The following is a 26,757-nucleotide window of genomic DNA, read 5'->3' on the forward strand; positions in this document are numbered from 1 at the left end:
AATGTACGAATTAAAATCAAAAAAAAATTAGTGCATTCGTGGCAAAAATATCTAAAGAACCGACAGACTGCGGTCAAGCTTTTCTAAAAAATAATTAACTTCCCCTTCGCTGATGACAGTGGGCGGTAAAAAGCGGATGAAGCTTCCGGTGGAAAGCGATGCCTTTACTCCGTTTTCACGCAGCGCTGTTTGAACTCTTTCCACATTTTGCGCGCTGCCTAAATCAAAAGCAACCATCAATCCTCGCCCGCGAATCTCGCCCACTACGGGATGCTTTTGCTGCAGTTCCTTCAGGCCTTCTAATAACTGCTGACTGCGCTCGATGACATTTTGCGTAATGTTTTTGGCGCGCATCTGGCGCGTGGCGATTAATGCGGCGACCATGGCCATGGGATTGCCGCCAAAGGTGGAACCGTCGTAACCGTGCTGCATGGCTTCGGCAATCTCCTTGCGCGTAACCACCGCCGTAACCGGGTAGCCCCCGCCAAATGATTTACCAATAACCATGATATCCGGAGTCACATTGTAGCTCATGCAGGCAAACCAGTCGCCGGATTTTACGGCGGTTCGACCAAAGCCGGCCTGCACCTCGTCGTCGATTATCAGGGCATTGTGTTTTTTAGCCAGCGCCCACAAACCGTCGATAAATTCCGGCGTGGCAGGCAGGTTTCCGGCTTCTTCGCCCTGCACCATTTCAAGAATGATGATTTTAGCGCCGGTTTGTTTTAGCAAATCCTCCACGCTTTTCAGATTGTTAAATTCGGCAAAGTGCACCCAATCCAGCTGATGCAACCCAAACGGTTTGCGGTATTTCTCGTTCCAGGTCACCGCCACGGCGCCGTGCGTGCGCCCATGGAATCCGCCTTTAAAGGCAATAACATTAGTAGTACCGGTAAAAGCCTTGGCTATTTTCAACGCCTTGTCCACCGCCTCGCCGCCGGAATTTTGCCAGTAGAACTGATTCAGCCCTTCCGGCATCATGGTATGAATTTCTTTTAAAAAGCGGCTGCGGGCAATTTGAATGCGATCTTCCTTCATGGAAATTAAAGTTGAAGCCTGATTGTACAAGCCACGGGCAATTTGTTCGTTGGCCATGCCCAGATTGGTGGCGCTGTAGTTGCTGTCCATATCCAGGTACCATTTGCCTTTGGTGTCCATAATCCAGCAGCCCTTGCCCAGCACGGGAATGATATCTTCCTCCGGACGCGAAACGGGAATTTTGAACTGGCTGTGCAGCTCGATGGCTTCGGCGGTGGATATTTCGCTTAGCTGAAGCTGAAAGGTGACGCCGTCGATTTGCTCGCGAGTCAAACCGCTTTTGTCGAAATAAGCGATGATACGATCAGCGGTTTGTTCGTTTATTGGCGACCTTAAATCTTTGATCTGCAGTAAATTGTTTAAATTATTAATGTGCTGCGAGGCATCGGCGCCCAGCACATTTTCAAGAACTTCAAAGATTCTTTCCACCGTGGCGTTGGTGCGTTCCGGATTTTTAGTCGGATTGTAGATGAGAGCATTTCTTAATTCGTCCATGATGTCCTCCTTTACTTGTTAGGTAAAAAAAATTGCAATAGTGTAGCCAAAAATTCCCTTCAATAGTGTGATAATATCCACTAAAATTAATAAAATTACATAAACGCTTTTCCCTTATGCTTTTTTGAATCCTGTCGAAAAGGAAAGTGACCTTAAAAATAACAATGTGCTTGCATCGATTGCCATAAATTTGTAATCTTTAGCGGTTTATAATTTGACTGCATTAAAATGGAAGTTGGGAGTATGGAAATCGTTGTTTTTTGCACAACACCTGATACAAAGACAGCCGAGGCAATCGCGCAAAAGCTCGTGGAAAACGGGCTGGCGGCCTGCTGTAATTTAATTCCCGGCTTGACTTCGATTTACACCTGGAAGGGAAAGGTTCAAAAGGATGCCGAAGTTTTGATGATGATCAAGACCGATGATCGTCAATACCAAAAGCTTGAACAAACCATAAAAGAACTGCATCCTTACGAAGTGCCCGAGGTTATTGCCCTGGATATTAAAAGAGGCAGTAAAGATTATTTAAAATGGATTCAAGAGGTTGTTAGTTTATGAATAAAATAAAAATACAGGCCTCCAGGTGTCCGGATGCGTATGCTTTGCTTTTTAGCTATTACGATTCTTTTCTTTCCAGATTAAAAAAAGTCTCTGATCCGGATGGCGTGAATTGCGAGGCTTTTTACGAGGAAATGCATGAACAGGCCAAACAACTCATAAAAACACATCCGAACAAGGCGCTGATTCGCAGAAGCACAACCAATGTGTTAAATCATTGCAAAAGGAGCCTGACCTCTCAAAAAGGCAATGCCCATATTCTGGAAAGCTTTAAAACCAAGATATCCGCAGTATTGGAAGAGATTGAAAAGAATGTGCAAAAAATAGCCACCTATGGCGCGCGTGCCATTGCCCAGGGCAACCGTATTTTAACCATGAGCAATGATTATCTGGTGGTGCGCACCCTGTTTGAAGCCGAACGTCAGAAACGCCGCTTTGAGGTATTTGTTTTGAAAACAGACCCGCCGGGCGAAGGGCTGGAACTGGCTGAGCTGCTGGCCAAAAAAAAGATCAGAGTAACGGTTATTCCCGATAGCCAGATGGGAATTTGTTTACCCGACGTAAATCTGGTATTAATCGGTCCAGAACGTCTTTACGAAAGCGGTTTTATCCACCGGGCGGGCTCTTTGCCTCTGGCTTTAACGGCAAAAAAGCTGAACATCCCCGTTTATCTTCTGGCGGATACGCAAACCATTTTGTTTGAACGTGAACGATCCATTAAATTTTATCCTTCTGATGAGAAAGAAGTCTATAAATCGAGGAATAAGAACATTCATGTAATGAATTATTATTATGAAAAGGTAATGTACGAGCCGATTTACAAAGTTATTTGTGAGGACGGGATTTTTGAAATGAAAGAGTTTAACAACTGGTTTTTAACGGAGTAATTATGTTAACAGGCACTTTTATTGCACAATTAAAGGAAAAAAATCGTATTGAAATCCCGGCGGAAATTTTAACAAAGCTTGATCTGAAAGAAGGCGATAAAATCGAAGTGTCGCTAAAACGCATTCGTCCCGGTAAGTTAGGGATTCGTATTGCCAGAAATCCTTTGTCGAAATTGCTGGAATTAGCGCGGGAGCGTGAAAAACGATGAAAATAATGACCACGTTTATTGATTCTTCTGCCTGGATTGCCATCATTGATGTGGACGATCCCCATCATCAAAAGGCAACGGAATTTTTCGAATATTTGCTGGAGCGCGACGCCAAACTGGTGACCAATAACCTTATGATCGATGAAACGCTGGATCGGCTGAAAAATCTTGCCAATGTGGAGCTGGCCGCCCAGTTTATGCGAATTATTGACGAAGCCTTACTGACCATCAGCCTGCGCATGGATTGGATTTCCAGGCGCGTTCGACGCAACGCCATCAACAATTTCTTGCGCTCGACCAACCCGGCTTTGCACATGCGCCATTTTTTCATTAAAGAAACCTTAAAGCGCAAAAAAGTGGATATGATCTTCTCTTTTGATCCGTCGCTAAAAGAGTTCAACTTGCCAATAATGCCCCAGGTAGAGTTGAAATGAATCAGCTATTTTACAACCAGTTCGGAGTGGCGGAGTTGAAATTTATTTTTCTTTGCGGCGATGTTTCGCGCGAGATGGTGTGTAACATCCTGGCCAGAGAAATTGCCGGTCAAAACTTGAAAGCCATTGTCTTTTCTAATGGACCTTTAAAATATCCCATGGAAGGCCAGATTCTGGTTGACATTGATGCCGAATTATTCCTCGATGAGTTAAAAACGGCTGAGGCAAACACCATCTATCTGTGCAGCGCCATCGAAAACGATTTGCTGCTGCCGCCTTCGGAAAAATTGCTGAATACCATTTTACAAATGGAAATTCCTGGGGCGCGCTTTCTCATTCAATCTCAGGGACCTGTTGAAGAAAGTCTGTTAAAACGAATGACTAAAGAACAACACGCAGCAGCCTGCATGATTACATCTTTAAATTTTAGTAATCTGGAAGAGAAATTAGAACGTTTTTTAAGCGCTTTTAAATCGGAGCACCTGTTTTCCGACGATTTAATTGAACACTGGCAAAACATCATTAAACCGTATTGCGTGCGGCAATTTACCACAAAAAACGAAAACGGTTTAAAAACGATTCTGTTCATCAATCAGGTAAAATCTCTAATCGATGAAAATACGATGATGGGCCTTTTCAGAAATTTAAGGCATCTGTACCACAAAATTTACCTGGGAAATATTAACGACTTTAAGATAAAGGAAATTTAATGAACTGGCCTGTAGTGGCAATCACCGGAAGTGGGGACGAGGCGACGGCTGTGGCCATCCGCCTGTTCAGAGCAGGATTTAAGATTATTTTAGTCACGCAGCTAAAAACGGTTGATTTGCATTTCCATCGAAATTTTACGCGCGTAATTTACGCAGGGCAGGGGAAGGTTGAAGGCGTTTCGGCTTTGACTTTTAGCCAGGCCTTTCAACAAAATTTAATCACTGAAGAACAGAACCTGTTTGATTTTATGCGTTTTGCCCTGAATGACCGCCAGATTCCCGTTATTTTTCTGGAAGAATTAAAGCGCGGTCAAACTTTACCGGCCGATTATCTCGTTAAAATCAGTAATCCAATTTACGAGAAGTTAAAACCCTTTTTAAAGGAAAAGACGCGGATTATCGGATTCGAAAAAAAGCAGGAAAACGATTTGTGGGTGAGCAGGGAGACGGCCCTGTTGGGACAGGTTCAGTACCCCTTTTTGGATGAAAAGGAAGCGGCTGCAAGAGCGGAAAAACCCCGACTGCAAAAGGTGATCGAAACGCCGCTTGAAGGGGTTTTTATCGCCACCAAAGATATTAATGAGCGCGTTCGGGAAAGAGAAGAAATCGCGAAAATTAACGATATTCCCATTTTATCGCCTTACAATGGCGTGATTAGCGGTATGATTAACAGCGGAGCGATGGTGGCGCGACATACGCCCATCGTAGAAATAACGACGGGCAGAGTTGAAATTAACGCCCGCTGGCTACCGACGGAGGCTTTTGCCCTGGCCGGCGGCGTGCTGGAGGCAATTATGTTTGACTGGAAAAATACATTGACTTAATGGAAAAGGTTCAGGAGACTGCTTAAAAATGGCTGAACAATTACTTCAATTTTTTACGCAGGCCAGAGATTTTGTGTGGGGCGTGCCTCTGCTAATTTTACTGGTTGGTACGGGAATTTATTTGACCATCATCTTAAAGGGCCTGCAAATCCGAAAGCTGTTTTACTCTCTTTATCTTGGGCTGGTTAAACGCAAAGAAAAAGGGGATCATCCTGGCGATATAAGCCATTTTCAGGCGTTAATGACCGCGCTTTCGGCTACCGTGGGAACCGGAAATATTGCGGGCGTGGCCACGGCCATTACGGTGGGCGGTCCCGGCGCCCTGTTCTGGATGTGGATTACGGGATTGTTTGGCATGGCCACCAAATACAGCGAAGCCGTGTTAGCCGTTAAATACCGGCAGGTAGATGAAAACGGCACCATGAGCGGCGGCCCTATGTACTACATTCAGAATGGTTTAAAATTACGCTGGCTGGGTATTTTGTTTGCCATTTTTGCCGCTGTTGCCGCTTTTGGAATCGGTAATATGGTGCAATCCAACTCCGTGGCCGAAGCCCTCAGTTTGAGCTTCAACATTCCGCACACCTACACCGGCCTGGTATTGATGATTTTAACCGTGCTGGTTATTGTGGGCGGCATTAAGAGCATCGGCAAGGTGACCGGACTGCTGGTGCCGGTGATGATTATCTTTTATTTTAGCAGCGCATTGCTCATTTTGCTACTGCATCTCGACCAGTTGCCGGCGATTTTTGTGCTCATTTTTAAGAGCGCGTTTAGCGGTCATGCCGCCGCCGGCGGATTTTTAGGCGCAACAGTGATGTTGACCATCAGGCAGGGAGTCAGTCGCGGTGTGTTTTCCAATGAATCAGGACTGGGTAGTTCGCCCATCGCCGCCGCTGCCGCCATTACCAAGCATCCTGTTTCGCAGGCGCTGGTTTCTATGACGCAGACCTTTATTGACACGCTGGTGATCTGTACCATGACCGGCCTGGTCATTTTGCTTTCTGGCATGTGGACCGCCGGACCGGATTTAACTGGCGCTAAACTCACGTCCAGCGCATTCTCTGATACGCTGCCTGCGGTAAGCTGGCTGCCGCAAAATTACGGAGGACTGATCGTTTCCATCGGCCTGGTGCTGTTTGCCTATTCCACCATTCTGGGCTGGAGCTACTACGGCGAAAAAGCGCTGGAATATTTGACCGAAATTGGCCCGGCCGTCAGAAAATTTATTACCTATTTATTGGTTGCCATAACCTTAATGCCGTTCTATATTGTTCAGCATGTGCAAAACGGCAAAATGCTGTTGAGCAGTGTTTTGATTTTAATTTACATCTGGGTCTATGTACGAATCAGAAGACATCTTTTAGAGCCAGATTTAAAAACGATCGTCATATTGTATCGGGCGGCTTTCGGTACTTATGTGCTGGTAGGGACCGTGGCGCAGCTGGAATTGGTGTGGATCATGGCCGACGTATTCAACGGATTAATGGCCTTTCCCAACCTGATTGGCTTGCTGGGACTCTCCGGCGTGGTGGTGAAAGTAACCAACGATTATTTCCGTAAAAAAAATGAAAATTTGATTTGACATAATTTTGATAAATGATTATATTTGGTATCTTGTAACAAAATGATGAGCCAGTAGCTCAGCCGGTAGAGCAGCGGCCTTTTAAGCCGTTGGTCCGGAGTTCGAATCTCCGCTGGCTCACCTCCAAAGCCTGCCTTGCGCAGGCTTTTTTCGTTTAAAGAAGGAGGCCAAATTTTTTGTGTGCTTGCACTGGTGCTTGCACTGTGTGCCTGCACTGTGTTTTTAATATTTAATCTGGCGAAATATTTTACATCATTCGTTGTAAAATATTGAATTGGTTCAGAATTTTTAATCGCCAGAGAAATCCCGCTGCAGCGGGCGAATCTCCGCTGGCGCTCTTTTAATCTGTAAGCTTTTATCTGCTCAAAATTTTCCCTAATCGCATAAAATCTGTCCGATTCATCGGGTGCGCAGCAGGCACCGCGCAACCGATGGAAAGGAAAGCTTCTTAGGCAAAAACGGCCTCAGCCCCGAAAAACTTAATTGAAGCAACCGCAAAGAACGGCCTTACTTATTTCGCATCCACTCTTTTATCTCGTTCAGGTCTTTTTTAATTTCGTCAAGCTTAGCAGATATATCCTGTAATTCCTTTTGCGTTGGGCCATTAGCTGTATCTTTGTTACCGCTGGCAATGAGTTTCAATAAAACAATTACGAACAGCAGCAACATTACGCCAAAAATTATCTGAAAAAAATACCCGTTCCACATGATGGGCATGCCCGCACGACCGGGCATGCACCCGGAAAGGAGAAATAGCAATATTGATGTCGTTAAAATTTTTGCCATCGTTTTCATCTTTTTAATCTCCCTTTAAATTTGACCATTCATATTTTCCGCTTTTTGTCAAAAAAAGTTTAACATTCCTTTGTGTTAAAATCTAACGCTGCGCAGCCCCAGCCCCAAAAAAATCTTTGATTGAATCATGCGCAAAGCAATTGCCAGGGCACGATTCGGAATGACAGGCCGGTTGTTAGTTTAGTGTTATGAACCGGGATATGCTTTTTCCGTTTAAAAATTTTGCCATTAAATTGAACATGAAATTTCTCATTCGAAGAAAAATCGTGGAAATCCTGTAATCCCATTAATCAAGTTTTAAAAACCAACTCTAAACCCCTAAGCCTCTAAACCTCTAAACCTCTAAACCTCTAAACTCGTATACTTTCCTTCCTCTGCTCATAATGTAATACCGAATAATCATCATTTTTCTTTCACTTTTTTAAAGAACTCGAATTGTCATTCACGCGCTCCGTCCGTTCTGGCGAAAAGAGGGGATTAATAAACTTTTTTAAGACAATTTTTGTTTACAACCATCTTGCATTTTATCAAGTGTTTTTTAATTCAAAAAGAAGGCCTGAGGCAGGCAACCTCGTTTTGCATGATTGGTTTAGGGTAGCCCTATATTTTACAAAATATTAAACGCGCCTTCCCAGGAATGGGAGAAAGCGCGTTAAGTGTTTTTTAAAAATCAAAAACCCATTCAAAATGAACGTTTAGCGGATTAAAACCATGCGCTTTGTCATGCTGCGCTCGGGTGTTTTCAGGCGATAAATGTAAATGCCGCTTGGCGCCACCTGACCCTGTTCGTTGCGCCCATCCCAGACAAAACGATGGTTGCCCGCCGAAAGTTCGTCATTAACCAGCGTTCGAACAACCTGGCCTAAAATATTATAAATTTCCAACCTCACTCGCTCGTGCTGCGGCAAAGAAAACTCAATCGTCGTTTGAGGATTAAAGGGATTGGGGTAGTTTTGTTTAAGCTGAAACGTTAATGGAATGGCTAAACTCGTGTTAATATCGGTGGCGCTGGCTACCACTAAAATGGTGTCGGTCGGCGTAAAGACTTTTTTTGTGATAAAGCGAATAATTGTTCCTGCTTCCGGCAATGTGCCTGCGCCGCCAAAATCACAGATGGTGATCCTGGCTAATACTTCCAAACTATTATCCCACCAGCTGTAATTCAAAGTATTTGAAGTAACATCATTGACAAAAGCCGAATAGGCACCCTGGGCATTAAGAGGTTTGCGGGCATAAATCCAGTCTGTGGCAGGAAAGTTAGAATAAGGATCGGAATAACCAAAATCAAAATCGCCGGGCGTTGCGCCGCCGGAATAGCCGCCGGTTAACAGGCGCACATCATCTGTGTAATCGTCATACGTAATGCCCACATCCCAGAATTCAAAAGGTACATAAGCCCATTGATTATCATCATACCACCATAAAAACACACTGGTGTCCTGATCGGTGAAGCGGAGCTCAAAATCATGATTATTGGCGTTTAAAATACTGCGTTCGATTCGATACAGATCGCCGTTTGCGCCGCCGGCGCTGATATAAAAACGATTGGCGTCATTGGGTGAGCTCAAGCTGTGCCAGACATTATTGCCGCCGTACGGAGCGCCATAACCATCAAATTCGTCCGGTGTCAAAGGCCCCTGGGCATCGGAAACCTGAACAATGGCCTCCAGTCCCGGAGGAGGAGAATAGACCACCCATTGAATGCCGTCAATGACGGGATTGGTCGTCTGTTGTTCTTCTGGAACAGGTTGATCAACCAATTTATCTTCGTCCGTGGTCAGGTCTTTTAAATTCCACCGTAAATCGGTTTGATTGACGGAATCCTGATAATGGAATGAAAGCTGATACTGGTGATCATTGAGTAGTGAGGGATCGGCAACAATCGGAAAGACATTTTTGGCCAATCCGGATATATTGGATATCTCCAGAGTATCGCCCCACAGGGAGGTGGGTTCCCACGTTTCCAGCGCAAGGGTAAGCGTATCCAGCGCGTAGTTGCCATCATAAGTGATGGCGATGATATCCTGGTAAACGTGGCCGGTATCGGGCGCCGTTACGATCAAATATAAAGAAGTCGAATCGCTCTGTCCGGCGGGCACCTGTGTTTCGAAAGCTTGTTGAAAATTATTCATACGTAAAGTGATGGCATCAATATCAAAGATGATATCTTTATTCACCAGAGTAAAGGCGATTTTAGCCGTTTCGCCGTGATTCAACTTTTGATCCTGTTTTCCGTTCTCCCATACGATACGAAAATGTTGAAGTTCCGGCGCCGGCCTCAAAGAAAGCCCTTCAATAATCCCCGGAAACAGAACTTCATCGCCGGCATTAATTTGCAATTTCAGGTCAATACTAACGGGGTATTTTTGTGTCTGGATAAATCCGGCGAAACTCCAGATGCTGTCGCCGGCAATTTCATCTCCATTGGTGCCGTCATTATACAAAGCCCGTTCGAAGGGATTGGAATCTTTAGAATTAAAAATCAGGGAAGCAGAGGCAACGCCCGATGAGGGATCGTCTATTTTAAATTGGAAATTGATTTGAGCTACAGCGCTATTGTCATCGATTTGCACCTGATTTTTAACAAGCTGAACACTGTGCGGTTTTTGAAGCTCATTTCGGACGGCGCTGGCCAGCTCTTTTAAGCGCGTTACCGAATTTATATTGGTTTGTCCCATTTTACCCAGGATGGCAAAGGTAAACTCTACCTCATCGCCGGGATCCATCTCAAAAGCGGGCAGCGTAACAACTAATCTCCGATCGCCGGGGTTCATATTCTGGCCCATGCCATCGATATCGCCCTGCATTGCGTTGGGATCCATTTCAGGATCGCCATCTAAGGGAAAAAACGTTGACTGACCGGAATAAGGCCCTGAGTTATACTTAAAGGGGGTGGGGGAGTCGATATTTGTGGTGGGCAGGTAGCCTCTTAATAAATTGAACCAGCTTAAAGTGCCATCATAAACACCCAACATAGGGTCGTACCATGCTCCGCCTGCAGAAAAATACCCGAAAGAGTGGAGTTGCTGTACATTCGGGTTAGTGGATAGTTCGGGCACAAACATAAAACCAGCGGCGGGCGGGGGAACGGAGAAAGGCGCAAATAATTCATCTGTGGGATTGGCGGAATATGTGTAACCAAGATTCAGCTGTGGATCGCAACCAACCAGATCGTCGCTGTAATCTCCAATATCAAAGTCTCCCCAGTAGCCAATGCGCATTTCATTGACATGGGCCTGGCCATGATATTTTAATCTAAATTTTTTAAAGATTACATCGGCAAAGGGCGCATGATTTAAAGACCACACCGTTATTTGCAACTCGAATCCAATGGGATTTGAGCCGTACAGAGCAACGGTCTTAGAGGCATCGTTGTCATTCATCACATACCAAATGACCTGATTGGCATCCTTAATACCAGGATAATCGCCTTGCGCGGCGTCCGGGTAACCATCTGCATCCAACACCGGATCATATATGCCATTCTCATTTACATCCACATACGGAGCGCCTAAATCGACCGGCCAGTTTTTCCAATCGCTGGCATATCGATCATAAAGCTCCTGGGTCATATCTTGAGTGACGTCTGCCTGACTGATATTGTTGAGAATGGCGGCGTCGTTGATCAGGTCGAAAAAGGTAAGCGTTTTCCAGTCTGGTCGAATGCGATAGATTCTTTGAGAGTTAGGATCGTTATTGATGTTGCCGGGAATCATACCCGTCCGGTAGGTTCTGCCTCCCACGCGAATGGGCATATCGTTCACATCGAGATTGGCGCCAATGACCAGTCCGTCCGCATAAATGACCGGCGCCATATTAATGGGATAGATACCGCCAGCGTCCCCATTAAATGGATTGTGAGCGGAAGTCCCGTCATTGGACTGCCAGTAAAGCCATTTATTGATATTGAAGGCCGTATGGTCGTCTGATATTGTGGCGGAAGTAATTTTACTGGCATCGCTTCCCGTATTAGAGCGCGCCTGCAACTGGATAAATAAAGAAAAACAAATTAATAAAATAAGGGCTTTCATCGATTTCTCCTTAATTTTATTGAACCTGGATTCTTTATTCAAAATAACTTTATGAAACCTTTGAAAAAACAAATAAGAAAGTGTGAATTCCCCAAAATGAGTTACAGCCGGAAAATAAAAATATGGTGAAAAATGTCATAGCGCTTTTAACTATCAAGTCCCACAATTGTTTGTTATTATTGTTTTTCCAAAGGTTTTCCCTTATTTAAAAAAAATTGTTTTTAACCAGAATAAATTATGCTATAAAATATATGAAAAAAATTAAAAAATTCAACTCCCATATTGATTAATTTTATTTTGAGAATTCTCCAGAAGTAGGTGAATATTGTTCCAGCGCAATACCACTGTTCACATAAGATTCACCAGAAAAAAATTTGATTGAATCCACCTAAGGCAGCGCAGCTGCAACCCATGGAGATTTCTCTGCTGACCATTAACCCATAAATTTGAATTTGTTAGGGCAGCCCCGAGCCCCTTAAACTCTTATACTCTTAAACTATTACCACCATTCAACCAATCCCACCATGGCAATATAGATGCTCCGAAGGAAGTACTCTAAAGCCTTCCACCCGCTCTTGCATTGATAACAGACATTCTTTAAGTTGATGAAATATGCTCAATATCCATGAATATCTTTAAAGTTTAATCTGAGTGTGTGGAAAGGGATATTAACGATAATGATCAAAGTGAAACTTGTACTTATTTTTAGTCTGTTTATTCTGGCGACCGCTTGCAAAAAACAGCAGAGCGAAGCAAACTGGCTGGCCAGAGTGAACGATCGGTTGATCACAGTTGATGAATTTCGGCTTTTTTATGAACTGGACCCCAACTTTGGCGTTAATTCTTCTGGGTTGCCGGCGCTGAAGACTGAGCTGGACAGGATGATCGACCAGCACCTGGCGTTGATTTTGGCAAAAGAGAGAGGGCTTTTAAAAGAACCTCCCATTAAAAGAGCCATTCAGTGGGAAAAGCGGCAGGCGGTGCTGCGCGCTTATTATCGAACAAAAATCGGGCAAAACATTCATATTGAGCAGGCGGATTTACGTAAGGCCTATGTTCAGCGCAATGAGCAGGTGTATTTGCGCCATCTGTTTACAAAAGATGAGAAGATGGCTCAGAAATGGTTTAAGGAGCTAAAAAAAGACTCCAGCCTGTTCAGGCGATTTGCCCGGCAGGCTTTTCACGATTCCATATTGGCAAAAAACGGGGGAGTCCTGGGCTGGCTACCGATCGCAGAGCTGGACGAAGCCCTGGCAAAGGGGGTTGACACTCTGCGTCAGGGGCAGATTTCACGCCCCATCCGCACGCGCTGGGGCTACCATATTGTCCAGATTTTAAATCGCAAAAAACCGGCTATTTTTCGCGAAGATGAGTTCTTGAAACAACAGCCCCTGCTGGAAAAATGGTTGCGCCGGAAAAAAGGCCTGGCCCTTTCTCAAAAATTCATTGCCCAAACCATTGGACGCTTGAATCCGCAGCCGGATCCACAGTTGTTTTTAAAAATGTGGCTGGCGATCAAAGGGGACAATAATCTTGAAAAAATGCAATTAACGCGTGAACATGCCCTTACCAGTCCTTTATTGGAAAAAATACGTCGGGCCATGAAAAATGATCTCGCGTCTCCTTTCATCCACTTTAAGGGCGGTTCTGTTTCCCTGGCGGCTTTCCTGGGTCTGCTGCAGGAAATTCCGCTTACCCAGCGTCCGCGTTTTAAAACGCCGCGGGAGCTCTCCTTACAACTGGCCAAAATCTTTCGCGACGATTATCTCTACAGGCAGGCTCTGAAAGAGGGGCTGGATAGCGATCCGCAGGTTTTAGCCGAATTGCAGCGTTTTAAGGAAAATCAACTGTACTATTATTTCGTGAATGAGATTGTGGATACGTTAAAGATTCCTGCGGTGGTGGTACGTTATTTTAAAACGAACGATCAAACAGCGATAGATCAATTTCCGGAGATAACAAAATTTCATACGTTGCAGGAGTGGCAATTTAACAAGGCAGAACAAATTCTGCATCAGCGGCTACGTCGGTCGGCGCCAGAGATTGAAATCGATGTGCAAAAATTGCAAGAAGAAAATAAGCGAATCAATTGGGATCGCCCCATTCGCATGTTCATGATTCGCAAACCGTCCTGAAGCGCCGATTCAAAGCAAAACGTCTGGCTGATGGCGTCCTTTACAGAGCGTGATAAAAGCGCAATTTTTTTCGCTTTGCAGAAAAAAATAAAAAAATAGGTGTGCATCTTGCTGGATTTGCAAGAGATAATTTTTTATGCTCAGGCTGTCCGGTCTTTTGTTGGACACATATTTCGCAGATGATCGTAGAAAGAATAAAAAACCGTGTTCCTCTGCGCGCTCTACGAGAAATCAATTCATGCACCGTTAAAACGGCAGAAAAATCTCAGCCTGTTCCTCATCATCCAACTTTTATACTCTTATACTTTTTTTACCTCATCTGGGCGGGATCGAAATAACAAATCATTCTTTTTTAGAGCGATGTCATTTATAAAAACTGAATGTCCCCCAAATTTTTTAAGATTACAATATTTTTTCTAAAATCATTTTTATAACTCACCCCCTAATTACAAAATTACTAACACGTTAGCCCATCTTGAACACTAAAAAGACTTAAGTTATTTAAAAACAACATGTCGCTCTTTTTTATTACCACTACAATATTCAAACTCTTATCTTTTTACTGCCTAATGGCTTGGGCTTGATCTTCAATGCCTGCGCCATTAAATAATGGATCGCTTCCGGCTCGGTCGTATCTCTTATGACTAATAAATCTCCTTTCTGCGTTTTCATCTCAACGCTTACGCGCTGCTGTACGGAAAGTAATTCACGAATGGTTGACCAGCGATGATAAACGCCGGCATCATGTAATTGTTTTTGAAGACTTATCAATACATGAAAGGCTAAAATCGAAATGAAAATATGCCCCTCAATGCGCTTATCCTTCTGGTGAAAATTAGGCCTTAAGCCTAACTCACTCTTCAACGAGCGAAATCCATCCTCCACATCCGTTAAACTGATGTAGAGTTGCCAGATCTGGCGATCTGTTAAATCCAGACGACTCGTCCGCAAATAATATGTGCCGGAAAATCGATCATCCATCTTTTGCTCGTCTTTTATCTTCCAGCTGATCTCTGTTACGATACCATTATGGTGCTCAACCGTAATATCATAAAAATAGGCCACCTTTGCATGACGTTCCTTTATGCGGCCAATGCGTTCTAAAACCTTGGAATATTTCTTGGTGCCTCGTTTCTTGTGTAAACTTTCCGCCGCATACTTCAACTCCGCCTCAAAGCGCTGCTGATGAAATTGTCGAATGGCTTCCTCTTTCTTTTGCCTTGAGGCGCTGCGACAGTATAAATAAAGCTCCTTATCCTTACGGTAAAGATAGGCTTCCACTTTATGGGGTTGATCGTGATTAATCTGCTTAAAAGCATTTTCTTCGATCTCAATTTCCGGTTTACTGCGTGAGACAACCAGATAGTCGTGTCCACGCTTTGTGATCAGTTTCAAATTCTCTTCTGTGGCAATCCCGGCATCTAAAATAATTAATTTCCTGGCTTTGCCGCCAATCGTATCGAGAATTTTAGACAAAGTCTCGGGCTCTGAAACATTGCCGGAGAAAAGACGACTCTCCTTGGGGAATCCATCCTCATCCAATACCAGGCCTAAAGTCACCAGGGGCATATCGTAACGCTTGTCTTTACTGCGTCCGCGAGCCTTGAGCTCGCTGGTACGGCTGCTCTCAAAATATGTATTGGTTAAATCGTACAGGATGATCTTTTCCTGCAAAGAAAATAACAGTCGTTCTTGCTCTACCAAACCATTTTCGATTTTGTCCTTATGTTCTAATAATTGATCCGTAATTCGATAAAGTTTATTGTGAGAAAGTCTTGAAAGGTCTAAATCTAAAAGCTCATCAATGGCGCTTTGCTTTTTGACCCAGCGTAAGGTCGCCCATTCGCTTGAAGGGTGCACCATACGTCCAACGATCAACAGTTCGGCCAGTTTAATATCCTTCTCATTAAAGCCCAGCTTTTTTAAAATTTCATTGAACTTAAGTTTTCTTAACATCGTCAAACCGATGTATTCGCTTCCTATACTACGAGCATCTCTGAATTTGACAGAAGCCGTAAAAATGGTTTCGGTTTCCGTTGGGCTTTGTTTTTCTTCTATCTTTTTTTGTTTTAGTTTGTTTTGAATTAAAAGTGAGGCATATTGCTGGGCTAATTGTTCAATTTGCTCGTCCACTTCGATCAGCGAAGCCTGTCCGCTTACGATCTCTTCGATGCGATTGGCCAGTGTTTTCCATTGGTCTTTAGGAATGGTAAGTTTGCCCAGGTTGAGCAATTTTCTTTGCCTTGGTCCTTTTTCGGTACGATATGATTCGACGAGTTGATGGTAAACGAAGACCTTGTCGTACCCTTTATTCTTTTTTATGACTTCTTTAACAAACATGTTCAAATATAAGCATAACAGCCAATTAAGTCAATGCCACCAGCCGATATGTATGGGTACTACATCGACACCTCAAAAATTCGTCTCAATAGAAACAACAACTTACAAAAACCGAAGGTCTAAATTTGGTGATTTGGGCTTAAATTTTGTTCAAGATGGGTTAGGTATGCTCTTATCCCCCTCTCTTTGCAAAAAGACTCACAGAGCAAGGCGGGGGAATGAGGTGAGTTTTTTATACATTCAGCTATTGTATTCCCTTAAATATCAATCGATTATAAGGTCTTTGTTTGAAATTTTGGGGGACATTCAAAGTCATTTTTAAAAAAGGTTGATTTCCATGTCTCCTGGCGGTATATTATATTTACATGTCATTGTTTCTGGAGTCCATGAAACGGTTGATAGCATAGCAGGACAAATTACATTTTGATCAGAAAAAAACTGAATAAATTTTATTGGTGTTTTATGTCCCATTTAACGTATGACGCCTGAAGCTTAACGCCGAATAATATGGAACAGGCTTTTAGAAAAACTTTCTGGCGCTAAATGGGATACCTAAGTAAAAAATCTCTGGAGGTGAGGAGATGATTCGGTTCGTAGCGCAATTATTTATCTTTTTCCTGCCGTTATTTTCACTCTTCAGTCAACCCCTTTTAGTTAATGTGGAAAATTCCCCATCCACCTTTCTGCAAACCAATCCTAAAGCATGGAAGGTAAATGGGCAGGAAATTCTCGTAAGCTGGGATGACTACCGTCAGGGTATTATAACCGTTTACGGGCAGTATTTAACAAGTGATTTACAATTTGTTGGAAAAAATACGCCCATCTATGGGAATGATAATATTCTTGCGATTAATGACTCGACCTTTTTAGCGATCGAGCAAATCGAGAAAGAAGTCGATTATGGTGGATTTTATATCACCCATGTGACTTACAGTGGAGCCGTCTATCAAAATCACTTTCCGTTATCCGATCCCAGAATATTATTTGGATATACCGGCGATGCGTGCGGAATGGGCTGGCCGGAATTTTTCTTTACCTTTTTGCCGTTTAATGACCACTTTTTAAAAATTATTTCATCAGACTATTTATCAATTTTTTATTATGATTTTTTAGTCAATACTGTGCGTACCGTTGAATATCCGGACAGTTTTCCCCTCATCGTCGAAATGGAAGGCCAGGCTTTTAAACATACGTACTGGCTGGCGGGATTAAATGATTTCTGGAAAAATTACCAGCAGGATTCCCTTAAACTCAATGTGTTTTTATTTGATGAACGCGATTCATTGCTTAAACAAAGCACATTAGAAAATTTTGGGGCGATTACCGATCTGGGTTCGGATTATAACATTCTGGAATATTCAATCATTCGAACCGTGAAATTAAATGATTCCACCGCGCTGCTGGGATATTGGCTGCCCGAGACCGGAACGATATATCTCTTTACACTGGATGATCGAGCCGCGCTCTTGAAGCGACAAACGATTGAAATCGAAGTGGATGAAAACTTCTACGCCCATGACTTTTCTCTCAAAAAAGGAAACGATGGTTCCATGCTGGCCCATCTTTCCGCCATAAAATATGTTAATTCTCAATACGAAAAATGGAATTATTTTTATTATGGAGACTCACTGGGAAATTTTAACGGCGATTCTTTTAAAACTTCCGCCATTTTTAAAACCTTAAAATCAACGGACTTTATTTACCTGAAAGAAAATGAATTCCTGGCTGTAAAAAATATAAATTATGATATCTATCTAAGCCAATTAGAAGGAGACCGGGAAATCCAGAGTTTCAAGATCAATGACGATTCAACAGGCAGCAATGAGGACGTTTGCGGTATTGTAGTGGATACGGATGAAAATTACCTGGTGATTTACAAAGACGAGGAAAAACGCAGCGGCCGCAAGGTGGTTGACAACCAGGTAACACCCGACCAGCCAGAAGTTACGCTGTACGGCTCGAAAGGAGCTTTTTTTAAAAACGGTGATTTCCTCAATTTTTGGGTTAAGCAACATGCCATTGGTTATACGCTTTTTAATGCCGATTTAAGCGTTATTAAATCGGACACTCTGTTTTATTCAAAAAAATATTCCATTAAATCGGTAAATGGCTTTGTTAAATCCGATTCGAACTTCATCATGGCCTATACCGTCAACACGGATCTGTATCTTAAAGAAATCAATTTGGACGGAGAAATTTTAAAATCTTATCACGGACAATGCGCTTATGAGGATGATCTGCAAATCACTTCCTCAGGTGGAGGAGAATTTTGGGTTTACACATCGTGGTCTGCACAAAAATTTTCTCATGATCTCCAGGCTTTGACGAACAAAATTGATCTTTCCGCCAACCTCTATTTGGTTTCTCCTTCCTCGCACTATTTAGTCAAAGACAAGACGACCTATCTATCCAGAGGCATCATTTTAAAGGAGCAGGATACCATTGCCGTGGAAAAAGAACTGGCTCCTTACGGACGCGCGTTTCAATGTGTTAACATTGATGCCGATCATTTTGCCTCCATTTTTGTCGAAGAATCAAAATTAAAATTCAGACTATTTAATTGGGAAGGACATTTCATCGCAGAAAAGACTGCTCCGGTTGATTCCACCTATTTTAGTCATGTAAAAAAATTCCAGTGCGTCGTGCATGATTCATTGCTTTATCTGGCCTGGAGTAATACCAGTCTGGATGTTACCGGTTACAATGTTTACGCCTACACTATGCCCGTGGATTTCGTAACAGATATTAAAAACAGCGCCGCCATTCCACAAACAACGATACTGGTTAACAATTACCCCAATCCTTTTAATGCTGAAACTACCTTCGAAATTAAACTACCCGGCAATGGTCTTACAACCGTTACCATATTTAATGTTTTAGGAAAAAAGGTAAAAACGCTGATCAAAAATGGATACAGGGAAAGATCGTTTAAACTGCGGTGGAACGGGAAGAATGATCTGGATATGCCCGTTTCTTCCGGGGTTTACATCTGTCAGGTTCAATACAAAGGACAGGTGGCGCACAAAAAATTGATCCTTCTAAAATAGCAGTCGGGGATATTCATGAAGGTTAATAAGGCTAAGGCAGCGAAGCCGCAATCAAAAACGAACCACCAAGGGCGCAAAGAATTCGCAAAGGGCGCAAAAACTATTTTAAATTAAAAATAGTTTCAATTGCCCTCACCCCCTTTCCAAGAAAAAGAGTCTGGGAGAGTGGGAAGAACTGTTCGTTGGAAATTTTTCTCCAATGATGTTCAATATTTGCGTATTTGTAAGTTTCTATTCAACCATTCAACTAATTAACTATTCAACCAATCCAGCAGCACAAAAATTTTCAAATCCCGCCCGGGAGGCTGTTGCATGGGGGGGAGGAATTAATGCTTATATTCTCCGATATTGATAATTTTTTCTCATTCTTAAGCGTTGGGCAAAATATAGAATTAAAAACGCCAAAATATTCTTTGAAAATAAAATTAATAGATCATCTTTTTCTTGTGATGCTGTTATAAACGCTGCTAAACGTTTCCCTAACATATTTTTAAATAGAACATTAATATTATGCCCAATACACATTAACGTAAATTCACTACGAACATTATTAAGACCAGATAAGGAAAATCCACGATAGCCTAAATTATGCTTCAAGTTACCAAAAACAGGTTCAACTGTCACCGAACGCTTTTTTAGTCGTTCCTGCGCCGCTGAAGTTTGTAACTTTTTCGCCATACGTTCGCAATAACTCTCATTAACTGAACGATGGATTTGCTTAACTTTCTTTTTACTGGAAATGCATAAATTAATTAAGGGACAGTCCTGACAATCATTGGAACGATATACGATCCGTTCGCTATTCCTCTCAACTGGAAAAAGCTTCTTACCCGCCGGACATTCATAGTAATCTCCCTGTTCATGATACACAAAATCACTTCGTTTTAGTTTTCTTTCTTCTTTTTGCAATTCTTCCTTGGAGGTCGGTGTCTCCTTTATCGAACGATTGGATAACTGGGGATCGGCTATTACGGCATCAATCTGCTTTTCTTCCAATTCTTTTAGGTCTGTGCTATTGTGATAACCGGAATCGGCCGTGTAAGATCGCTTATCATCTGAACCAAGATTCTTCTCTACTTGTTCTTGGATCGGTATGAATTGACCCTGGTCGTTGGGCTGGCTTACCACTTCATGGGCTACAATTAAATGACTGGACATATCTACGCCTAATTGTGCGTTATAACCCGGCCCATCCACCGAAGGCATCATGCGGGCATCCGGCTCTTTTACATTTATTTGATGTCTTGAACGATGTTCTGATTTGAGCTGTTTCTTACGCTCTTTCAATTGGGCTTTACGTTCTAATATCTCTTTCTCTAAGCGCTCAAGCCGTTCTTTCTCCGCTCGAAGAGTTTCTAAATCTAATTCATCCGTGGCCCCCTGTTCTACAAAATTACAGCGCTGCATGTATTGCTTGATCTCTGCTCTTAACTTCTCTATACGTTTGTCTAATTGATCCTCAGTGTAGCCATGACGCTTACTGCTGTGCGCTTTGATTTTCGTGCCATCTATGGCTATCTGGTTGAAACTACTTATGCCTTCGGCCTGGGCAATTAAAAGTATCTCTACAAAATATTGGTCTAATAAATCCAAATGTGCCTTGCGAAAACGACTTAATGTACTATGATCCGGATGCTGATTCCCAGTGATATAAATGTAGCGCGTATCATATTTACACAATTCCTCCAGCTTACGGGTGCTGGTAATGCCGTTACTATAAGCATAAAACCATAAGGCAAGCATCATGTCTGGGGCATAAGAATCACCGCCTTGCGAACTATAACGGGAATAAAGTGCACTTAAATCAAGGCGCGAAACCAACTCCACTACAAATCGACTCTTTGGATCGTCTCTGGCAAAATCTTCCACACTATAGCCAAAGAGATTCATTTGTGAGCGATTATAAGTAATAAAACTCATGGAATTCCTTTGTTATTACTTGTTTTATCTGTCGCCCAGAATTTACAAATTTTTTGAATTTTACTCAAACTGAATTTGCAACAGCCTCCCGGGTGGGATTGATCTTCCAGAGGAAGTATCCTAAAAAACTCACCTACTGCCTTAAAAAATGCATTATCTTTCCGATTTGCCTCATATTTTGACGCTGCTTATCTTTTTAATGTTCAGGTAATCATCATCTAACCATTTGGAGTTGCCATGAGATTGTTCTCGATCATCTGGCTGGTTATTCATTTAGCCTTAGCGGATTTTGCTTATTCTTCTAATTTTATCTTTCCCAGAACGCCGGCGCCTTCGCCCGATGGCCAACAGATCGCCTTTTCATTTCAGGGCGATATCTGGATCATGCCGGCCGCAGGCGGGCAAGCGCGATGTATAACCGGAAATCCCGGCTACGATTACGCGCCCAAATGGTCGCCAGACGGACGTCGTATTGCCTTTTCTTCCGACCGCTACGGTAATGACGATGTCTTTGTGATCGATTTAGACGGCGGATCTCTCAGGCGTTTGACCTTCTTTACCAATCCGGATGTGGTGCAGCAATGGAGCCCCGACGGACAAAACATTCTCTTCGGTTCGCGCCGAGATTTTTATTACCATCGCAATCCGCTTACCTATCAGGTGCCTGTGGAGGGAGGCACGCCGTTCGAAGTAATCCCGGAATACACGCAGCAGGGAAGACTTTCGCCGGACGGGCAATTTCTGCTTTTTGTGCGCGGCCGGGTTGATGTGTTTCGCAAAGGGTACCGGGGCAGCAGCAACACCGATATTTTTATCTATGATTTTAAAAAACAAACCTATCGTCAATTAACGGAGTTTGAAGGCAACGACTTATTCCCGCTGTGGGGGCTGGATGGCAAGCTCATCTATTTTGTCAGCGAACGGGATGGCGTCATGAATCTGTGGCAGATGAACCCGGACGGTTCGCAAAAAAAACAGCTTACTTTCTTTAAGGAAGACGGCATTCGCTACCCTGAAATTTCGGCCGACGGCGCGTGGATTACCTTTGAACGATTGTTCGATATCTATCGCTTTGATGTGAACAGTGGTCGGGCGCAAAAAATAGAACTGCAACTGCCGGTGGATTATGTGCAGAATCCCTATACCTACCAGAAGTATTCTGGAGAGGCGCGTGAAATGGCCATCAGCGCGGACGGTAAAGAGATCGCCTTTGTCATCCGCGGAGAAATTTTTGTCATCAATAAAGATGGCCGGTTTTTAAATCAGATAACGCAATCTCCCTGGCGAGATGAGGATATTGACTGGTATCCGGGGCGGGATACGCTGGCCTTTGTGTCCGATCGGGCGGGGAACAGGAATATTTATTTAATCTACAGCGATGATCCGCAGCAGCGCGCTTTGAGCAGAGCAACGCGCTTTAAAATGGAACGATTGACCGCATCGCCTCGGGACGAGTTTTCGCCGCGCTTTTCACCGGACGGCAGGTGGCTGGCTTATGTGCGCGGCAAAGGGGATTTGATCGTCAGAGAGATGGAAAGCGGTCGGGAAAAAACAGTGATCTCCGGATGGTCAACGCCCGATTTTAGCTGGTCTCCAGATGGTCAGTGGCTGGCCTATTCTATTGAAGACGAGGAATTTAATCGGGATGTGTATTTGCACCACCTGGAAAGCGGCAAGCGCTACAATATTTCGCAACATCCGGATAATGACTACGCCCCGGCCTGGTCCAAAGACGGCCGGAGGCTGGCCTTTATCTCGCGAAGAATCGCCAACAACACCGATGTGTGGATGGTCTTTTTAAGAAAAGAAGACGATCGCAAAACAAGAGAGGAGTGGGAAGAATATTTTTCGCAGCTGAAAGAGAAAAAGAAGGGCAAAAAACACCGTGTACAGGTAAAGATCGATGAACCGCAAAAACTTTTTAAACGCTTGCGCCGCGTAACGTCGCTGCCTGGTAGCGAAACGGAGTTCTGCTGGTCGCCGGACGGTCAGTTTGTGGCCTTTAAAACCAATTCCGCCGGCAAAAGCGATTTATGGAAGGTGAAATGGGACGGCAGTGATTTACAAGCGTTAACACGCGATGGAACCGCGCCGTTCAATCTCATCTGGCAGGCTAAAAATAAGCGCATCTATTTTCTTAAACGTGGGGGAAAGATCGCCTCTATTTCCCCGGAAGGGAAAGACGCTAAAAGCATCAAATTTTCTGCCCGATTGCGCGTCGAAAAATTTCAGGAGCAGCGACAAAAATTCAATGAAGCCTGGCGCACATTGAACGAACGTTTTTACGATCCTCAGTTTCACGGCGCGGACTGGCAGGCTCTTTACCAGAAATATTTCCCTGCGGCCTGTAATGCGCCCACCTTGCGTGATTTTAATGACATTGTGCGCATGATGCTGGGAGAACTAAACGCTTCGCACCTGGGCATCTCTCCTCCAAAACAGGAGAGATTGATAACCAGCGGCATGTTAGGCGTTCGCTTTGATGCCCATTATGCCGGCCCGGGTTTGAAAATTAAAGAAATCATTCCCAACGGCCCCTGCGACGCCATCGAACATCCGCTGCAGGTTGGCGACGTGATTCTAAAAGTCAGGGGATATCAGGTGGGAACAAAAAACAATTTGTACGCCCATCTGGAAAACAGGGCGGGCAAATTAACAGAATTGACAGTAACAACCACATTGAATGACAATCCCCATGAACGGCGCGTCCTGGTAAAACCCGTCACCTATAGCAAATTTATGGAACTGGAATATGACCGCTGGAGAGAAGAGAAGCGGACGCTGGTGCGCCAACTCAGCCAGGGAAGACTGGGCTACATCCATATCCGAGCCATGGGCCTGAAAAGCCTGGAACAGTTCGAAATGGAATTGTACGCCGAAGGTCATGGAAAAGAAGGGTTGATTATTGACGTGCGCAACAACGGCGGCGGCTGGATTGCCGATTACCTGTTAAATATGCTGGAGATTAAAAATCACGCTGTAACCATTCCGCGCGACGGCGGAAAGGGCTACCCGCAATCACGAAGGCCGCTCTATGCCTGGACCAAACCGATTGCCGTGCTTTGCAATGAATATTCCTACTCCAACGCCGAAATTTTTGCCCATGCTATTAAAACTTTAAAGCGCGGAAAGGTGATCGGCGTGCCGACTGGCGGGCTGGTTATCAGCACGGGCAGCATCAGCCTGATCGATGGTTCGGCGTTTCGCGTTCCGTTCCGCGGTTGGTACGTGATCGACAATATGATGAATATGGAAAATCACGGCGCTGTGCCGGATATCATCGTAAAAGATTTGCCAGGCGATGTGGCGGCTCACAAAGATCGCCAGCTTGAAACAGCGGTGCAGGTTTTGTTAAAAGAATAACCGTTCATCAGCGCGGTTCGAGATAAAAAACGCTTACGTCTGGTTGGCATGCTTTTAATTGTACGCAGATTGTGCAGATATTTGCAGTGGAAATAAAAAAACTGTGTGCATCGGCGTGATCCGCGAAAGACAAACGTTTCTGCCATTGAAACGGCTATAAGATTTCCTACCGACTTTAGCAGCTCAACCATTCAAATGCTAAAGGTGAGTTAAAAATAGTATTTAGAAAGCAAATTTACAATCTACAAATTTGGGAGGACATTTCGCACCTTTTCGTTTGTATTTGTTGTCAAAACCCATAAATTAATAATGAAACCTTTAAATAGGTTTTGCGCGAGTAGTGGTCGATTGCGTTTGGATAACGTTTTCTAAGCAAAAGGCTTCAAATCGTTCAAACATCCTCAGGTATTTTTCAATTGGGAGGCAGAAAAACATGGCACTCTGGCATATCTGGATCATTCTGGGCATCATACTTTTCATTGTAGAAATTTTTACGCCCGGATTTTTGCTGGCCACCTTTGGCATCGGCTGTTTAATTGCCGCCATTCCGGCCGCCCTTGAATTACACTTTTTATGGCAGATTTTAACCTTTTCGGTAGCCACATTTTTATCTTTTCTGGTCGTGCGTCCCCTGTACTTAAAATTAATATTTCCCAAGCAACAACAAATTCCCACCAATGTGGATGCGCTCATCGGAAAGGAGGGGGTGGTAATCCAGCCCATCGACAATCTGCAAAATCAAGGTCGTGTCAAGGTCGGCGGGGAAGACTGGAAGGCGCTCTCCAAAAGCGGAGAAGCGCTGGCTCAAAACACCGTGGTTAAAATCGTAGCTATCGATGGCGTTAAACTAATCGTCGAGCCGCTCCAAAAAAATGGGCAATGAAATATCAAAATCATCGCCGGCAAATAACTGACGCATTCCGTTTAATGAGAGCCAAAATCGTATTAACGTCTATGCCATACCGACTTTATTCGGGAAATTAAACAGAATGACGTTTTAAATTCAGTTGAACTTTGGAAGGGAGAAAAGTGATGGAGTTTGCAACCTTTATTTTGATCGTTTTCGCTATTTTTATCATCGTGTTTGCCATTAAAGGATTGGTGATGGTTCAACAGGCGCAGGTCATTGTCGTAGAACGATTGGGAAAATTTCATCGTTTGTTGGGCAGCGGGATTCATATTATCTGGCCGATTATTGAGCAGGCGCGCAAAATCGAATGGAAGTACGTAAAGGTGCTACCATCCGGCGAGCAGGTGGTGGTGCACAAATCGATTAACCGCATTGATTTACGGGAAACGGTTTACGATTTTCCAAGGCAATCGGTTATTACCAAAGACAATGTAGTGATCGAGATTAATGCCCTGCTTTATTTTCAAATCACCGACCCCAAGAAGGCCGTGTACGAAATCGTCAACCTGCCTGACGCCATCGAAAAACTGACGCAAACCACGCTGCGTAATGTAATAGGCGAACTGGACCTGGATGAAACTCTCTCCTCGCGCGACACCATCAATCAAAAATTGCGCTCGATTTTGGACGAGGCAACCGACAAATGGGGCGTGAAGGTCAATCGCGTGGAATTACAGGACATTAATCCCCCGCGGGACATCAAAGAGGCAATGGAAAAACAGATGCGCGCCGAACGCGATCGCCGGGCCATTATTTTGCAGGCCGAAGGCGAAAAACGTTCACGCATTCTGGAGGCAGAAGGAATCAGAGAAGCGCAGATTCAAAAAGCCAACGGCGAAAAAGAAGCTAAAATTCTTGAAGCGGAAGGCGAAGCCCAGGCTAAAATTAAGGTGGCTCAGGCCGAGGCCAAAGCGATCGAATTGATTACCAATACCATCAAAGAAAGCGGGGGCAATCCCTCGCAGTATTTGATCGCCATTAAATACATCGAAACCTTAAGAGAAATGGTCAGCGGTAAAGACAATAAAGTGGTTTACCTGCCCATCGAGGCAACCGGCGTGTTAAGCTCATTGGGCGGCATTAAGGAGATGTTGACAAAATAGGATGATGCCGGAGGAGTAATTCGTAAAGAGTAATGCGTAACGGGTAAAAAATACTTTGAGCGGAGCATTTTACAAAATAGCTCCCGAAACGAAGAACGCAAAAATTTTCCGCTTTTTTAAATCAGGCGGTCCGGGATGACCGCCTTTTCAACATAAGCCTGAGCAGGTTGAGTGAACCAAGGCAGCACAGCCGCAACTAAAACCAACCGCAACGCGCGCAAAGTAATTTTCTCGCAGATTACGCCAATCATCGCAGAAAAAGAAAAAACAAATTATTTTGAGAGAAAAATTAAGCAAATCGGCGCAATTTACGCCGGGGCTGTCCCAAAAGTCAAAGATAATGTATTTTTATAACTTTCTTCTTTCCCTCACC

18 protein-coding genes and 1 tRNA gene are annotated in these 26,757 nt (G+C 43.8%); 13 read left to right on the forward strand and 6 right to left on the reverse strand.

Annotation, left to right across the window (positions count from 1 at the left end; genetic code table 11):
• Nucleotides 1-51: 51 nt before the first annotated feature.
• On the reverse strand, nt 52-1,533 hold the full coding sequence (locus tag Cabys_RS09000) for an aspartate aminotransferase family protein (protein ID WP_006930024.1): 1,482 nt from the start codon (nt 1,531-1,533) through the stop codon (nt 52-54).
• A gap of 243 nt (nt 1,534-1,776) precedes the next feature.
• On the opposite strand from Cabys_RS09000, the gene cutA reads away from it, so the two are divergent.
• From cutA to Cabys_RS09040, 8 genes are all read left to right on the forward strand, one after another.
• Nucleotides 1,777-2,091, forward strand: coding sequence for a divalent-cation tolerance protein CutA (gene cutA / locus Cabys_RS09005; protein WP_006930025.1), 315 nt, complete (start codon nt 1,777-1,779; stop codon nt 2,089-2,091).
• Nucleotides 2,088-2,978: an eIF2B alpha/beta/delta subunit family protein gene (locus Cabys_RS09010; RefSeq protein WP_006930026.1), complete on the forward strand. Its 891-nt coding sequence runs from the start codon at nt 2,088-2,090 to the stop codon at nt 2,976-2,978. Before cutA ends, Cabys_RS09010 begins: the two co-directional genes overlap by 4 nt.
• Nucleotides 2,979-2,980: 2 nt before the next feature.
• The gene (locus Cabys_RS09015) at nt 2,981-3,187 is read left to right on the forward strand and encodes a hypothetical protein (protein WP_006930027.1); all 207 of its coding nucleotides are present in this window, start codon (nt 2,981-2,983) and stop codon (nt 3,185-3,187) included.
• A gap of 5 nt (nt 3,188-3,192) precedes the next feature.
• Nucleotides 3,193-3,621, forward strand: coding sequence for a type II toxin-antitoxin system VapC family toxin (locus tag Cabys_RS09020; protein WP_150125326.1), 429 nt, complete (start codon nt 3,193-3,195; stop codon nt 3,619-3,621).
• Nucleotides 3,618-4,331 (forward strand): hypothetical protein, encoded by a 714-nt coding sequence (locus Cabys_RS09025; protein ID WP_006930029.1) that lies wholly within the window; start codon nt 3,618-3,620, stop codon nt 4,329-4,331. The genes Cabys_RS09020 and Cabys_RS09025 overlap by 4 nt, the downstream gene beginning before the upstream one ends.
• A complete protein-coding gene (locus Cabys_RS09030; protein WP_006930030.1) occupies nt 4,331-5,155 on the forward strand; it encodes a hypothetical protein in 825 nt (274 codons plus the stop codon). The genes Cabys_RS09025 and Cabys_RS09030 overlap by 1 nt, the downstream gene beginning before the upstream one ends.
• A 28-nt stretch (nt 5,156-5,183) precedes the next feature.
• Complete coding sequence (locus tag Cabys_RS09035; protein ID WP_006930031.1) at nt 5,184-6,740, forward strand: alanine/glycine:cation symporter family protein; 1,557 nt, start codon at nt 5,184-5,186, stop codon at nt 6,738-6,740.
• A gap of 47 nt (nt 6,741-6,787) precedes the next feature.
• A tRNA-Lys gene (locus Cabys_RS09040) sits at nt 6,788-6,860 on the forward strand.
• 387 nt (nt 6,861-7,247) lie between these two features.
• Here the strand turns inward: Cabys_RS09040 and Cabys_RS09045 are convergent.
• Together Cabys_RS09045 and Cabys_RS09050 are read right to left on the reverse strand one after the other, a co-directional pair.
• Nucleotides 7,248-7,526: a hypothetical protein gene (locus Cabys_RS09045; protein WP_150125327.1), complete on the reverse strand. Its 279-nt coding sequence runs from the start codon at nt 7,524-7,526 to the stop codon at nt 7,248-7,250.
• 704 nt (nt 7,527-8,230) lie between these two features.
• On the reverse strand, nt 8,231-11,566 hold the full coding sequence (locus Cabys_RS09050; RefSeq protein ID WP_006930033.1) for a FlgD immunoglobulin-like domain containing protein: 3,336 nt from the start codon (nt 11,564-11,566) through the stop codon (nt 8,231-8,233).
• A gap of 686 nt (nt 11,567-12,252) precedes the next feature.
• On the opposite strand from Cabys_RS09050, the gene Cabys_RS09055 reads away from it, so the two are divergent.
• Nucleotides 12,253-13,701, forward strand: a complete 1,449-nt coding sequence (locus Cabys_RS09055; protein WP_169833702.1) for a peptidylprolyl isomerase — start codon at nt 12,253-12,255, stop codon at nt 13,699-13,701.
• A gap of 543 nt (nt 13,702-14,244) precedes the next feature.
• Here Cabys_RS09055 and Cabys_RS09060 read toward each other — a convergent pair.
• Nucleotides 14,245-16,041: an IS1634 family transposase gene (locus Cabys_RS09060; RefSeq protein WP_006930035.1), complete on the reverse strand. Its 1,797-nt coding sequence runs from the start codon at nt 16,039-16,041 to the stop codon at nt 14,245-14,247.
• A 581-nt stretch (nt 16,042-16,622) separates the two neighbouring features.
• Between Cabys_RS09060 and Cabys_RS09065 the strand changes: the two genes are divergently transcribed.
• A complete protein-coding gene (locus Cabys_RS09065; RefSeq protein ID WP_006930036.1) occupies nt 16,623-19,088 on the forward strand; it encodes a T9SS type A sorting domain-containing protein in 2,466 nt (821 codons plus the stop codon).
• Nucleotides 19,089-19,421: 333 nt separating this feature from the next.
• Here Cabys_RS09065 and Cabys_RS09070 read toward each other — a convergent pair whose 3' ends face one another.
• Nucleotides 19,422-21,008, reverse strand: a complete 1,587-nt coding sequence (locus Cabys_RS09070) for an IS1182 family transposase (RefSeq protein WP_006927246.1) — start codon at nt 21,006-21,008, stop codon at nt 19,422-19,424.
• Nucleotides 21,009-21,245: 237 nt separating this feature from the next.
• Here Cabys_RS09070 and Cabys_RS09075 point away from each other — a divergent pair, with 237 nt between their 5' ends.
• The 3 genes from Cabys_RS09075 to Cabys_RS09085 all read left to right on the forward strand — a co-directional run bounded on the left by Cabys_RS09075 (nt 21,246) and on the right by Cabys_RS09085 (nt 26,384).
• Nucleotides 21,246-24,371 carry a S41 family peptidase gene (locus tag Cabys_RS09075; RefSeq protein ID WP_006930037.1) on the forward strand — a complete coding sequence of 1,042 codons (3,126 nt, stop codon included), beginning with the start codon at nt 21,246-21,248 and terminating at the stop codon, nt 24,369-24,371.
• A 433-nt stretch (nt 24,372-24,804) separates the two neighbouring features.
• Nucleotides 24,805-25,254 carry an NfeD family protein gene (locus tag Cabys_RS09080; protein ID WP_006930038.1) on the forward strand — a complete coding sequence of 150 codons (450 nt, stop codon included), beginning with the start codon at nt 24,805-24,807 and terminating at the stop codon, nt 25,252-25,254.
• Nucleotides 25,255-25,403: 149 nt separating this feature from the next.
• Complete coding sequence (locus tag Cabys_RS09085) at nt 25,404-26,384, forward strand: SPFH domain-containing protein (RefSeq protein ID WP_006930039.1); 981 nt, start codon at nt 25,404-25,406, stop codon at nt 26,382-26,384.
• Nucleotides 26,385-26,500: 116 nt separating this feature from the next.
• Here the strand turns inward: Cabys_RS09085 and Cabys_RS20595 are convergent, their stop codons facing one another.
• Complete coding sequence (locus Cabys_RS20595; protein WP_257786505.1) at nt 26,501-26,635, reverse strand: hypothetical protein; 135 nt, start codon at nt 26,633-26,635, stop codon at nt 26,501-26,503.
• Between the last annotated feature and the right edge of the window lie 122 nt (nt 26,636-26,757).

Origin of the sequence: Caldithrix abyssi DSM 13497 (assembly GCF_001886815.1) — a bacterium.
Lineage (GTDB): Bacteria > Calditrichota > Calditrichia > Calditrichales > Calditrichaceae > Caldithrix > Caldithrix abyssi.